The sequence below is a fragment of the Alloacidobacterium sp. genome (assembly GCF_035631355.1).
In the GTDB taxonomy this organism is placed as follows: Bacteria; Acidobacteriota; Terriglobia; order Terriglobales; family Acidobacteriaceae; genus Alloacidobacterium.
This window is the reverse complement of the sequence record NZ_DASQIX010000102.1, coordinates 48,643-61,651: the sequence shown is the minus strand read 5'-3', so window position 1 is coordinate 61,651 and position 13,009 is coordinate 48,643. Positions and strand designations below refer to the sequence as shown.

Here is a 13,009-nt window from a genome sequence, read left to right as displayed (position 1 = left end):
TAAAGAGCAGCATGGCTCCGGCAAAACGGGGCCAACGGTAAAGGCCAATCAAGGCCGCGACAATATACGCAAAATTCAGCGCGGCATAGGCAATAGCAAATTCAGTCTCGGCGTGGTGTTTGGAATACTCCCACCAGCGCAACTCAATCCAGAGGAGTTCGGTGCGCGGGCGCAGCCACATGTCAGCGAGGCGCAGCAGCGGCATGGCAATGAAATAGCGAAACGGATTGGCTTCAATGCGCCGCTGCGCCAGATCAGCAAAGCGGTCATCCAACTCCGGGGTGAGCGTCATTGTCTGGTTGTAGTCGACGAATAGCTGTTTTGTCTTGAGATATTGCACTCTTGAATCGAAGGCGCGCGAGGGCAGGTCGTCGAATGGCATCGCGTCGCTGTTCGCGTTCCAGTAAATCTCCCAAGTGCAGGTCAGGTCTGCACATACGGTCTTGGTCCAGCGGTTAAAGCCGGGATTTGTGTCCTCGCCCGGGTCCATGGCATAGCGCGGCGCCAGCGGCTGGAATATGTGGAACGTCGTCCAGTTGCGAATGGTCCAGGGAATGAACGGCAGCACCGAGAGCACTCCGCAAACCACAGCCATGCGCACCATGAGCCGGGTGCCCCACAGCTTTGCTCCGTAATAGACAAGCGCAGGACAGAAGGCGACGGCGAGCAATGCCCCGTCTGGCCGGAGAATGGCCGCATAGCTAAAGGCAAAAGCCAGCAGCAAGACCCAGCGCCATTGCGGATTTTCCAGGAGACGCGCAAAACAGAACAGGGCGAGCGCGATGCAGAAGAGTTCCAGTGTTTCCGTGAGCGGCACGGCGGCGTAGTTCGCGGTAAACGGGCAGAGTGCGGCCAGCCAGAGAGCGACCCATGCAGCGCGGTGTGATGCGATTTTCGCGGTGAATCCGGCGATAAGCAGGCATGTGCCCAGATCAACCACAGTCTGCGTATACATGACGGCGTGGTAGTGCTCTATGCCGAAGAGCTTGAAGCAAAGGGCCAGAAACAGCGGATAGCCAGGCAGACGGATGAGCGTGGGATGAATGGCGCCCGCGTTCGACAGGCCATAGACGCCATGCAGCATCCAGTTTTTGGCGATGTCACCGTAAATCAATGGGTCGCCTTGCACCTCTGGATAGGCGTGAATGAACCAGAGTCGCAGCGCGGCCCCTGCGGCGAGCGCAAAAAGAGCTATCCACCATTTGCGAGGAAGCGCACGCTGCATGTCAGACCCTAGTGAATCATACAGGGCATCACTACGCTTACACAGTGACTCAAACCAATACAATAGATAACGAGAAGACCAAGGGCGAATGAAACAGGTTTTTTATGATCCGCAGCGGAAGCGCTGGAAGCGGCTGCGCCGCGTTCTTGATGTCGCTGCCGTAGTGCTGACCATTGTGCTTGCGGTCTTTGCCTTCAGCGTCATTAAGCGGCAATCGCTGCCCGAGCTGCTGCTGCCGACGCAAAAGCGCAACTACAAGGCGCTCAAATCCCAGACGGAGCTTAAAAGAACGGCGCAGCGGCCGTCCCGGCGGCGGACACATCGCAGACCGTCGGAAATTCCGCTAAATGTGGACGAAGGATTACGGGCTGCGTTCTACGTCAATGACGAGCCCAGCTACTCATCGCTGAAGGCGCACATCCATCAGATCGATCTGCTTTTTCCCGACTGGCTGCATGTAAGCACAGCCGATGGCAGACTGCGCGGCGCGACTCCGCTTTTTCCCGTTAGCATTTATGACGTTGTCGATGCTAATGGCGTGCATGGCGTGGATCCGGAAAACCGTGTAGCCCGCACCATTGCCGCCGCGAAGGAAGAAACTGAAATCTTCCCCATGCTGAACGACTATGATGTGGCTGCCGGCAAATGGAATGGCGATGTTATCGGGCAAATGCTCGAAAGCCGTACTGCGCGGGAAAGTCTGCATGTTCAGCTCGACAAGTTTCTGGCGGCAAATCCCAACTATCGCGGGATTTGCATGGATTTTGAAGAAATCCCTGAAAAGGATGAGAAGCTCTACGCGGAGTGGCTGCAGGAAATCTATAACGACCTTCATGCCAAGAACCTGCGCATCTATGTCAACGTGCAGGTCAGCGCGCCGGATAGTGTGCTGAAGTCGCTCGCGGAAAGCAGCGACGGCATCATCCTGATGAACTATGACCAGCACGAGGAGTCGAGCGAGCCGGGACCGATTGCCGCCGAGGACTGGTTTGAGGGCAACCTGACCCATGTGCTCAAGGTCGTTCCCCGGCAGAAGATTATTTGCGCGATCGGCAACTATGGCTATGACTGGTCTCTGCCGTTGCCGGAAAAGGGCAAGAAGCCAAGCAACAAAGTCCTGGACACTGAAGACCTGACGGTGCAGGAAGCGTGGCAGCGCGCCTCCGACGCCGATGCCGACGTGCACCTTGAAGGCGATGAGTTGAACCCGCACTTCGCCTACGATGACGAGGACGCGCATGTGCGTCATCAGGTGTGGTTTCTGGATGGCGTGACCACGCTGAACGAGCTGAGAGCTGCGCGGCAGTTGGGGCTGCGGACTTTCGCCCTGTGGCGCCTTGGATCTGAAGACGGCTCGATGTGGGCCATCTGGGACCACCCCAGCGCTCCCGATGCGCCGCAGCTTTTACAGGACGTCCCACCTGGCCACGATGTCAACACCGAGGGCGAAGGCGACATCCTGCGCATTGTGGCGCGGCCAGAGCGGGGCAGCCGCACCATCAGCATGGATGTGGACAACTTCACGATTACCGATGAGCACATGGTCTCGCTGCCCCACTCCTACACCATCGGGCAGTATGGCTACCAGCCGAAGAAACTAGCGCTCTCCTTTGACGACGGCCCCGACCCTGTATGGACGCCGAAGATCCTCGACGTTCTGAAGAAGTACAACGTTAAGGGTACGTTCATGGTGATTGGCGAACAGGCGCAGGAAAATCCTGGTCTGCTGAAGCGCTATGTGCGTGAAGGCCACGAGATCGGCAACCATACCTTCACGCATCCGGACGTCAGCGAAATTTCGCAGCGGCAGCTTGATCTTGAGCTGAACCTGACAGAGCGACTCTTTGCCGCCGAAACCGGTGTGCAGCCGCTCTACTTCCGGCCCCCCTATTCCATCGATCAGGAGCCGGAAACGAACGATCAGGCTGCGCCAGCCGATCGCATCGAGCAGATGGGCTACATTATCGTCGGCAACAAGATCGACACCGACGACTGGAACGAGCATCCGCGCAAAACACCGCAGGAAATTGTCCAGACCGTGCTCGACGCGCTGGCGGCGATGAAGGACAGGCCGGAGTTTCGCGGGAGCATCATCCTTCTGCACGATGGCGGCGGCGACCGCTCGGTCACGGTAGCGACATTGCCGCTGCTTATTACGACGTTGCGCGCCAAGGGATATGAGTTTGTCCCAGTATCCGAGCTGATGGGCAAAACGACCGCCGAGGTCATGCCGCCTGTACCGGCGAATCTGCGCTGGCAGGCGCGAGTTGATTCAGTCGCCTTCTTCATCTTCGGCTTCTTCAGCCACTTTGTCGTGATGGTCTTCTTTGTCGGCGATGTGCTGATGAGCGCGCGCCTGATTCTCGTTGGCCTCTTTGCATTGATAGAACGACTCAGACGCCGTAAGACGCCGGACATTGGTGATTTCGAGCCGCCCGTTGCCGTACTGGTCCCGGCTTACAACGAGGAAAAAGTCATCGTGCGCACAGTGCGCTCGGTGCTGAACTCGACTTACAGGAACCTGCGCGTCGTGGTCATCGACGACGGCTCTAAAGATCGGACCTACGACTTAGTGCGGGAAGTGTATCCGGAAGAGATTGCTTCCGGCCTATTAACCGTCCTGACCAAACCCAATGCCGGCAAAGCGGAGGCGCTTAACTTCGGTTTGCAGAACATGGACGAGGAGTTTTACGTCGGTATCGACGCCGATACCGTCATCGCTCCGGACGCGATTGAGAAGCTGGTGGGCCATTTTGCCGACGAGCGCATTGGGGCGGTAGCAGGCAACGCGAAGGTCGGCAACAAGGTCAATCTCTGGACGCGCTGGCAAGCGCTCGAATACATCACCAGTCAGAATTTTGAGCGCCGAGCGCTTGATCTGTTTAATGTCGTCACCGTCGTTCCCGGTGCGATTGGCGCATGGCGCATGAGCGTAGTGCGTAAGGCTGGCGGTTACCCCATCAACACTGTGGCTGAAGACGCCGATCTGACGATGAATCTGCTCGAGCAGAACTACAAGGTCATCTATGAAGACCGGGCGCTTGCCTTTACCGAAGCGCCGACGACGATGAATGGCCTCATGCGGCAGCGCTTCCGCTGGTCGTTCGGGATTTTGCAGGCTGTCTTCAAGCACAAGCAGGCGTTCCGCACGAACCTTGCAATGGGACTGTTTGCGCTGCCGAACATTCTTGTCTTCCAGATATTGCTACCGCTGGTTTCGCCCTTCATCGACATCATGTTCGCGGCGGGCATCCTGCAATACTGGTGGAACCGGCACTATCATCCGGAAGCCGCCAGCGCGGCCAGCTTCGAGAAGCTGCTGGTCTACTTCCTCGCCTTTCTGCTCATCGACTTCGTCACTTCGATCCTTGCGTTTTCGCTGGAACGGCGTCACCCGGCGAACAAGGGCGACGCCTGGCTGCTCTTCCACATCTGGCTGCAGAGATTTTCCTACAGGCAGGTTTTTTCGCTTGTGCTTTTCAAGACGCTGAAGCGCGCCATCGACGGGCGGCCCTTCAACTGGGACAAGCTGGAGCGCACGGCGAAGATGTCGCAGCAGACGGAGAAGATTGCGGCTGGAGGGTGATGGCTACTTACGGACGGTTTGCGTTCCCGACGCAACCTTGATGGAGAAAGCGCTCGCGGGAATCTTGTTCATCTCGATATTCGAATAAGTCGCAGTCCGTGTGTCGCCGCTTGCCTGATAAAACACCTGTTTAAGTGAGATAGCACGGGCCGGGTCGATCCAGATAGTGATGTGGGTGAACATCTGGTTGCCGGTGGTATTCTTCGGGGTCAGGTCGAGCTTTGCTGTCTGCACGCCATCGATTGTTTCCATGCCTTGAAAGCTGATGTTCCAGTTTGCGGCGAGGTCTTTGCCGCTACCGCCGAAGCCTAGCGTCAGGAAGCCCTCATACTGCTGGCGGTTTGCGCCTGCGGAAAATATCGTCTGCTGCTTGATGGTCGGCTGATAGTAAGCAAGCTCGCCATTCTTATACAGGATTTCTTTTGGAGCAGGCTGGCCGTTGTCCGTCTTCACATGCGCGATCATCTCGGTGCCGCTGTTCGCGCGACGGAAGGCAATCGTACCTGTAGTCGTCTCATGACTCTGGATAACAGCAGTCAGCTGGTCCCAGTTAAAATCCGCTTGCGCGCTTTGGAACTTCAGCGACGCGGCATCCATCTGGTTCAATACCTTTTGCAGGTCACCGCTCTGGGCACGGCCAGGGATAACAAAGAATGCAAAAGCGGTGGCGAGAACGGCGCAAAAAATAATCTTCATCGTTGATTCAAACCGTCCGAAACATTGGATGCGGATGCGGCTCTAGCGGTGCGCCCATACTTTGTAGGCAGTAACCTTGCCGCTCGCGTCCTTCAGCGTGTCGTAATGGTCTATGATCATGGGGCCGGATATGCGCCCGATGCTCTGCTCCAGCCGGCTCTCAAAAGGCATGGACGAATTGCCGCGCACCTGCTCGGCGGGAATCTGGTAGGTGAAGGCGTCCGCGCCGATCGAGCGCACGACTACTTCGCTCGGAGCAAAGCTGCCCACGGACGGATGATCGCCATAGTTCCAATAGTGCGGGGTGATGAAGATAAACGCCAATATCAGCGTCACCATCACGTCATAGTGGAAGTTGCCGCGCTCATACGTCCAGAAAATGTAGCTCTTCAGAATACGGCCCATAAAATCGCAGGTCCTTCGACTTCGCTTCGCTCAGGATGACAACTTAGAGCTTATTTCATAAATTGGCTCGTTCTCGTCCGGCGGAGATTTCCGAGGCGGAAACCCCTTCGTACCCTGTTCTGTTTCGCTGGGCTAAAAGCCCAGCGCTTCTACCGAAAACATTTATGAAACACTCTGTAACTATTTTACCTGTGTGCGATCGCTGTTTGCCCGCCCATATAGGGAACGAGCGCCTCTGGTATTCGCACCGAGCCGTCAGCCTGCTGATAGTTTTCAAGAATTGCGAGCCATGTGCGGCCCGTCGCCAGGCCGCTGCCGTTGAGCGTGTGTATGAACTCCGTTTTGCTTTTGCCCTGCGGACGGTAGCGGATATTCGCGCGCCGTGCCTGGAACGCCTCACAGTTCGAGCAGGAAGAAATCTCTCGATATAGTCCCTGTCCCGGCAGCCAGACTTCGAGATCATATGTCTTCGCCGAGCTGAAGCCCATATCGCCGGTACACAGCAGCATTCGCCGGTACGGCAGACCCAGCCTTTCAAGAATGGCTTCAGCATTTTCTGTCAGCTTTTCCAGCTCATCGTAGCTTTGCTCAGGCTTTGCAAACTTTACCAGCTCTACTTTCTGGAACTGGTGCTGGCGGATGATGCCGCGCACGTCCTTGCCATACGAACCTGCCTCAGAGCGGAAGCAGGGCGTGTAAGCCGTTAGTGAAACAGTCAGCTTCGTTTCATCGAGCACTTCATCGCGATAAAGGTTCGTTATTGGGACTTCAGCCGTGGGAATGAGCCAGTGGTCGTTCTCGCGATACTGCCCTTCCTGAAAACCCTGCTCGTCCACGCATCGAAACAGGTCTTCGGCGAATTTCGGCAACTGCCCAGTCCCGAAAAGCGACTTGCTGTTGACCATGAAGGGCGGCAGTACTTCTGTATATCCATGCTGGCGCGTGTGCGTGTCCAGCATGAAATTGATCAGCGCCCGCTCCAAGCGCGCGCCTTCTGCCCAATACACGGCAAAGCGCGCGCCGGAGAGCTTCGCCGCGCGTTCGAGATCAAGAATGCCTAGGGTTTCGCCAATTTCCCAATGCGGCTTCGGCTGGAAGTCGAACTTCGGCAGCTCACTCCATCGCTTGATCTCGACGTTGTCGTGCTCGGATGAGCCAACAGGAACAGATTCATGCGGCAAATTCGGAATTCGCTGAAGGATCGTACGGAGTTCCTCGTCTCCCTCTCCGGCCCCGGCAGCCAGCGACTCCATCTTCTCCTTAAGCGCCCGCGTCTCCTGCATTACGGCTGCCGTATCCTGTCCGGACTTTTTCAGCCGCGCCACTTCTTCGCTCAGTTTGTTGCGCTGCGCCTTCAGTTGCTCCACTTCCGTGATGCGCTCGCGACGCCGTATGTCAATTGTGTGAAAATCTCCCAGTAGCGCAGCCGGGTCCTGTCCGCGAGCGCGCAGCTTTTCTTCGACCAGCGACAGGTTGGCCCTCACAAATGCAAGATCAAGCATAGGCTTCCAGATTACTAGAGAGATGTGTCCTGACAACCGAAATGCGAGCATGAAAATAGAACTGAATTGTCATCTCGACCGGAGCGCGAAGGGAAAGTGGAGATTCTCTCTTGAAAGCAAGCATTAATCGGTTGGGTTAAGGAGAGCAAAGGTTTTTCCACTAGGCTGGTATGAAGCTGGGAAACAGTTGTGCTTCTTTGTAGATGGAGTTGGAGCGGAACATGCCGTAGATGGCGTGCAGCATTTTTTTTTGCTCGCTACCGCGATCAGGCTTGCAGCCTGGCCTGCGCCGCTCCACCAGAGAGAGACAAGGCTTTCAGGTGGGGGTCGCGATATGCGCCCACCAATGCCGGCATGTAGAGCGCATGGCGAAGATGGCGGTTGCCGACGCGGCTGATGCGCGAAGCTTTTCGCACCGAGTCGCCCGATCGCGGAATTCCAGGTGTGCTCTTATGCAGGTTGTCTAAGTGTGACCGCGATTTTTTGTAACGGACTCTTGACAATTGGCGATCTCACCGCGCTTGGTATGCATTTCCTGCCGATGAAAACCAAGGCATTTCCGAATAGTTGTCTGTCACTTGACAGACGAGCACTAGTAAGAGTGACAGAGCAATGACATCTTCATGACACGCTTCATATTTGGCCTTCCTATACTCCGAGTTGATTGATGTGCTTTGAGATCTCCGGATGCCGTCAAATTCACAAAAGAGATGGGGTCAAGAATTTTGTCATTTGCTCATCAGTTGAAGTGGCTACGTTTCTTAGTCGTATTGGCGATTTATCTTTCCATATTTTGGCGGTTGAACGCGCAGGATGATTCGGAGAACCACGCAGGCCATGTTCCGATCATCTCCGGCGGCGCAGGCTATTTACATAATGTGGATGGCGGTGTCACATCCTTGGAACCACAGGTCAGCCCGGTTCTCCTGGTTCCTTTTGGTTCTCATGTGCTGCTTGAGTCGCGCACTGATTTTCTTGGCTTTTTCCAACGTGAGAACCAGACCACAGGGCCATTTAAAGGGAAGATTTTTAAGAGTGTCGATTATGCACAGTTAGACTGGCTCGCGAATACTCATATTATGGCCACGGCGGGCAAGTATCTATTGCCCTATGGTTTATATAGCGAGCGGCTGGAGCCATTCTGGATCCGGAACCTGCAGGATTCGCCGATCGACGTGACAATCGGCCTGCCGGCTGGCGGCTCCGGCGATGGTGTGATGCTACGCGGAGTGGCCATCCAAAGGCCATCTTACTCACTGCAATATAGTGCATACTTTTCCGCGCGCAGTAGCGTTAATCAGCTTCAGGCGGCGCGAACAGCGGGAGGGGATGCAAGCATCTTTCTGCCGCATCCGCATCTCGAAATTGGCACATCGTATCAGCGTCTTCTTCAGGACCATGAGATCAACAGCGTCTCCCCCTATGTTTCATGGCAGCCTCCGGCGGTTCCGATTGATCTGAAGGCCCAATACGATTACAGCTATTACGGCAATGGATACTGGCTGGAAACTGCATACGACTTTGACAAGCTGCCTATACCACCGTTCCTGCAGAAGTTGCAGGCCGTTGGACGGATGCAGCAATTCTTTCCTCTAAATGGCGGCGGCAATGACCTGCCGCGGATTAACACACAGCGCTTTGACTTCGGACTGAACTACTACTTTCGCGATGATCTCAGGATTGTCTCGAGTTATGGCAGAAGTTTCAGCTCGCAACAGGATGCAAATGTCTGGAACATTGGCCTTAGTTATCGTTTTATCTTGCCGCTCTGGCCGGAAAGGAAGAAATGAAGCGCTATCTCGTTTTTCTCTCGCTCCTGACGATTTTGCTGCTTGGCGGCGTTGGCGCTGCGGCGCTCCAGCAAGATACCCCCGCAGCCCAGAGCGGTAAGAAAGCCGCATCCAGCAGCAATAGCAGCAGCCAATCCCAGGGAACTACCGGCGAAGAAGTCTTCCAGGCGAACTGCGCGCGCTGCCATAGACCTCCAATGAGCATTTCGCCGCGAATTACCGGGACAATCATCATGCACATGCGTATGCGCGCGCGGTTGTCACGTCAGGATGAGCAACTACTGCTGAAATATATGGCACCCTGAGTTTTTGTTCGGCAACGGCGACATCTTGGAAGAATTCGCATTTGCTAGATCGGAGAAATAAATTCGATGACCAGAAAATCGATACTTACCGCGCTGGTGGTGCTGGGCATTCTTGCTCAAACGCCTTCGGCCTTTCGTGCCCAGGATACCAGCGGGACAATCGAAGTTCATGCACGGCGCTTCAAGTTTGTCCCCGCTGAAATCACCGTCAAACAGGGAGAGACAGTCAAGCTGCATCTTGTCTCTGACGATGTTCCTCACAGCCTTGTCATCAAGGACCTCGGCGTAAATCAGGAAGTATCAAAGGGCCATCCTGCTGACGTCACATTCACTGCAACGAGCGCCGGCGATTTTAAGGGCAAGTGCGGACGGTTTTGCGGCAGCGGGCACGGCTCCATGGCTTTCATGGTTCACGTAAAACCGGGCTGATTCAGGTGGCGAACTTGGAAACAGCAAATAGTGAATTGCGGTATGCGCCGCAAAAGGCGCAATCGTCGGACGTCAACAGCGGGCAGGGCGTGGAAGGCGCTCCTTTATTGCCTCACGCCGAACTGCCGCTGCATGCAGTCTATTTTCCTATGGGGTTCCCACTCGAGGTGTTTTCAAATTCTGCTGCCGTAATGGCGGTAGCAGAACAAAGCTGGAAGCATTTTCAGCCAAGGTTTACAGACAGGTCTTTGGATCTCCGCATTCAGGTGACGGATGATGAGGATAGCCCAACTCCGCCGTCTGTTCCTTCTTGTACCTTGCAGTGGAATATTCTGCTGCATGTTGCCAATGCGCGGAATTTTCTCGTGTGCGATCTAAGGAATGGACGCTCTTTTGGATCGATCACGCAGTCGACTGCGGAGTCTCCACTCTATCTCCGGTACTACTTTCTTGAAGGCGCCGCCTTATCCATGATGACGGCATTACGCGCCGCTCCAATCCACGCTGCCTGCGTCTGTCCACGCGGCTCTGGAATGCTGCTATGCGGAGACTCGGGCGCAGGCAAGACCTCTCTTTCCTATGCCGGAGCGCGCTCTGGTTGGATCTATGTAAGTGATGATGCGAGTTATCTTCCACTGGGCCGCAAGGATCGGCTGGTGATCGGAAACCACCATCAGATACGGTTTCGAAGTTGCGCAGTGGAGATCTTTCGCGAACTTGAAGGACGTCCAGTGACTCCGCGCGTTGCAGGAAAGCCATCGATTGAGGTTCCAACCTCTGAACTCGATGGTCTTGTTACAGCCGATTCAGCGGTCATCGAATATGTGATTTTCCTTAATCGACAGGCCGGCGAAGACGGGTTGACCATGCTCTCAAAAGATTATGCGCTGGGGTGGTTCAAGCAATGGTGTTATACAGCGCCAGACGAGGCTCGCGAAATTCAATATGCTGCGCTGGAGCACCTTCTGGCAGTTCCAATCTACGAGCTGCGCTATCGTGATCTGGGTTGGGCAGTACGGCGGCTTGAACAGTTGGCGGCGACGGGAAGGTAAACCTCAGTGCGGCGTCACCCTATCGGAAATGGCATTTGCGCTCCGCGCATCCCGCGTGAGCTTGCTGCGCTTATCGCTGCTCTCCAGCTTAAAGGAGCAACGACAGAAGGTCTTTTAGAACTTCAAGAGCACGAATGGGAATCGCTCCTGAAATTCTGCGATCCGGCACATCTGACATTACCGCTGGCGCAGGTCGCCGTGAGCGGCTTTCCATTGTGGGTAGGAGAGCGTCTGAAAAAAAATCTCGCCGACAATGCCGCGCGGTTTTCCCGTGTCGAGACCACATACAGGGAAGTGGCTGCTGCACTTGATCAAGCTGGAGTCGAGTACGTCGTGCTTAAGGGCTTCACCCAGGCTCCTGACTATGTCAGCGACGTACGTCTTCGTATGCAGTCCGACCTGGATTTGTATTGTCGGAAAGAGATGATCGTCCGCGCGCGGGATGCTCTGATGAACATTGGCTATCAATCGGAACAGACCATTGACTACAGTCGCTCCGATCACTTGCCGACCATGATTCGTAAGGGTGACTGGCAATGGGGTGGCAACGCATTCGATCCTGAGATGCCGCTTTCTGTCGAATTGCATTTTTGCCTGTGGAATGAGACTGTTTCTAAATTTCCCGTGCCGGAAACAGATCGGTTCTGGGAGCGCAGAATCAGGCGGTCACTCGTGGGGCTATCGTTTCCCGATCTGCACCCAATCGATCATCTCGGCTTCATGGCGCTCCATATTCTTCGCGGGCTGCTTGCCGGTGACTGGATCATTCATCATGTGCATGAAATGGCCACATTTCTGCATCGACACGCAAAAGAAGATGCGTTTTGGAGGCACTGGAAGGAAGCGCACAACGATTCTTTTCGCGCACTGCAAGCCATTGCATTTTTCCTTGCCAGATGTTGGTTTTGTTGCGATATTCACTCTGATGTCCAAAGTCAGATCGAGGCGCTGCCGCCTGTGCAAACGGAATGGCTGGAGCGTTTCGCCGGATCAGCGCTGGAAAACATGTTCCGTAAGAACAAAGACAGCGCCTGGCTTCATGCAAGCCTGATAAAGGCACCACACAAGAAGGTTGCAGCTATATGGCAAGCGATCATGCCACTTCAGGTTCGGGGAATCCCTACGATTGACAATCCCGCCGTTAGAACCAAGAACAGGCAATATAATGACTTGCGCATATCGAACAAATACATTCGATATGTCCTATACATCTCTGATCGTACTATCGATCATCTTCGCCCTATCCCGGCTCTCGTGATGCACGGCTTACTGTTGTGGCTGTCATCGCGCCAGCCGAGAAAGCAGTTCCATCAGTAAGTCGTGGTTCCGCGATCGGGAAAATAGTCTTCACCATACTTGTTTTTGTGCGCGATGTTTGCGCCGCTTTCAGTGAGCTGAATCACGCCGAGATCGGCTTCAGATGGGCCGATACGCTCGTGGCGCGTCAAGGAATTCAACTGCTTTTGATCGACTCCTTCGGCCCATACCCGCATTTCATAAGTGCCGGGAGGAACGTCGTGCAAATCAATCTGCCCCTGCGGTGAAGAGACAGCCACATAAGGCGTTGCCAGAGAAATCACGACGGCGCTCATTTCCGGGTGAATGTTGCAGAAGATATATGAGACGCCTTCGTGGTCGAAGCGCACTGTCTTGTTGCTGCCTTCTTCGTAGAGTCCAAGATCAAAGCGCTTGCCATTGAACTGGGAAAAAACATTGTGGAAGAAAGGATCCATATTGGGGAAATCAACCGCGCTCCCCAACGGAACGACAAGCAGATGCGGATGAAAGCTTTTGTCCTTCTGGACGAGACGGAAATGTCCCGGCTTGGCGGCAGGCGGGTTGGACGAGGTAGGATTAAGCCAGACCACGACTCCAGATGATTGGGCGCGCGCGGCCTTCTGCTTATCAGCATGGGTGAACTGGACGCGCCCAGTCACATCAACCGATTGGGCGTGGCTCATGCCGCAAACGAGCAGCACTGCGAGAGCGGTAATAAATCGTGCGCGATGGAATGTCATA

General features: G+C 55.0%; 12 protein-coding genes. 6 read left to right on the top strand and 6 right to left on the bottom strand.

The features are described from left to right. Positions 1–1,225, bottom strand: a 1,225-nt coding sequence (locus tag VEV40_RS18145) for a glycosyltransferase family 39 protein (protein ID WP_324834373.1), incomplete at its 3' end; no start/stop codon positions are given. 88 nt (positions 1,226–1,313) lie between these two features. On the opposite strand from VEV40_RS18145, the gene VEV40_RS18140 reads away from it, so the two are divergent. Beyond that, positions 1,314–4,811: a glycosyltransferase gene (locus tag VEV40_RS18140; protein WP_324834371.1), complete on the top strand. Its 3,498-nt coding sequence runs from the start codon at positions 1,314–1,316 to the stop codon at positions 4,809–4,811. 3 nt (positions 4,812–4,814) lie between these two features. On the opposite strand, the gene VEV40_RS18135 is transcribed toward VEV40_RS18140, so the two are convergent. The 4 genes from VEV40_RS18135 to VEV40_RS18120 all read right to left on the bottom strand — a co-directional run bounded on the left by VEV40_RS18135 (position 4,815) and on the right by VEV40_RS18120 (position 7,917). Beyond that, positions 4,815–5,507, bottom strand: coding sequence for a LolA family protein (locus VEV40_RS18135; RefSeq protein ID WP_324834369.1), 693 nt, complete (start codon positions 5,505–5,507; stop codon positions 4,815–4,817). A 42-nt stretch (positions 5,508–5,549) separates the two neighbouring features. Continuing rightward, positions 5,550–5,912, bottom strand: coding sequence for a hypothetical protein (locus VEV40_RS18130; RefSeq protein ID WP_324834368.1), 363 nt, complete (start codon positions 5,910–5,912; stop codon positions 5,550–5,552). 185 nt (positions 5,913–6,097) lie between these two features. After that, on the bottom strand, positions 6,098–7,414 hold the full coding sequence (gene serS, locus VEV40_RS18125; RefSeq protein ID WP_324834366.1) for a serine--tRNA ligase: 1,317 nt from the start codon (positions 7,412–7,414) through the stop codon (positions 6,098–6,100). Positions 7,415–7,680: 266 nt separating this feature from the next. Beyond that, positions 7,681–7,917, bottom strand: coding sequence for a transposase (locus tag VEV40_RS18120; protein WP_324834365.1), 237 nt, complete (start codon positions 7,915–7,917; stop codon positions 7,681–7,683). Between the two features lie 222 nt (positions 7,918–8,139). On the opposite strand from VEV40_RS18120, the gene VEV40_RS18115 reads away from it, so the two are divergent. The 5 genes from VEV40_RS18115 (at position 8,140) to VEV40_RS18095 (ending at position 12,307) form a co-directional block, all read left to right on the top strand. Beyond that, the gene (locus VEV40_RS18115) at positions 8,140–9,204 is read left to right on the top strand and encodes a hypothetical protein (RefSeq protein ID WP_324834363.1); all 1,065 of its coding nucleotides are present in this window, start codon (positions 8,140–8,142) and stop codon (positions 9,202–9,204) included. Beyond that, positions 9,201–9,509: a hypothetical protein gene (locus VEV40_RS18110; protein WP_324834361.1), complete on the top strand. Its 309-nt coding sequence runs from the start codon at positions 9,201–9,203 to the stop codon at positions 9,507–9,509. The genes VEV40_RS18115 and VEV40_RS18110 overlap by 4 nt, the downstream gene beginning before the upstream one ends. 66 nt (positions 9,510–9,575) lie before the next feature. Then, positions 9,576–9,938 carry a cupredoxin domain-containing protein gene (locus VEV40_RS18105; protein ID WP_324834360.1) on the top strand — a complete coding sequence of 121 codons (363 nt, stop codon included), beginning with the start codon at positions 9,576–9,578 and terminating at the stop codon, positions 9,936–9,938. Between the two features lie 14 nt (positions 9,939–9,952). Next, a complete protein-coding gene (locus tag VEV40_RS18100) occupies positions 9,953–10,990 on the top strand; it encodes an aldolase (RefSeq protein ID WP_324834359.1) in 1,038 nt (345 codons plus the stop codon). Between the two features lie 6 nt (positions 10,991–10,996). Next, the gene (locus tag VEV40_RS18095) at positions 10,997–12,307 is read left to right on the top strand and encodes a nucleotidyltransferase family protein (protein WP_324834358.1); all 1,311 of its coding nucleotides are present in this window, start codon (positions 10,997–10,999) and stop codon (positions 12,305–12,307) included. On the opposite strand, the gene VEV40_RS18090 is transcribed toward VEV40_RS18095, so the two are convergent. Next, positions 12,301–13,008, bottom strand: coding sequence for a hypothetical protein (locus tag VEV40_RS18090; protein WP_324834357.1), 708 nt, complete (start codon positions 13,006–13,008; stop codon positions 12,301–12,303). The genes VEV40_RS18095 and VEV40_RS18090 overlap by 7 nt on opposite strands. Position 13,009: the final 1 nt, after the last annotated feature.

Excerpts from the sequence above, each read along its gene's own strand:
- VEV40_RS18140 (WP_324834371.1), top strand. The coding sequence starts at position 1,314 with ATGAAACAGGTTTTTTATGATCCGCAGCGGAAGCGCTGGAAGCGGCTG.
- VEV40_RS18135 (WP_324834369.1), bottom strand. The coding sequence starts at position 5,507 with ATGAAGATTATTTTTTGCGCCGTTCTCGCCACCGCTTTTGCATTCTTT.
- VEV40_RS18130 (WP_324834368.1), bottom strand. The coding sequence starts at position 5,912 with ATGGGCCGTATTCTGAAGAGCTACATTTTCTGGACGTATGAGCGCGGC.
- serS (WP_324834366.1), bottom strand. The coding sequence starts at position 7,414 with ATGCTTGATCTTGCATTTGTGAGGGCCAACCTGTCGCTGGTCGAAGAA.
- VEV40_RS18110 (WP_324834361.1), top strand. The coding sequence starts at position 9,201 with ATGAAGCGCTATCTCGTTTTTCTCTCGCTCCTGACGATTTTGCTGCTT.
- VEV40_RS18105 (WP_324834360.1), top strand. The coding sequence starts at position 9,576 with ATGACCAGAAAATCGATACTTACCGCGCTGGTGGTGCTGGGCATTCTT.
- VEV40_RS18090 (WP_324834357.1), bottom strand. The coding sequence starts at position 13,008 with ATGACATTCCATCGCGCACGATTTATTACCGCTCTCGCAGTGCTGCTC.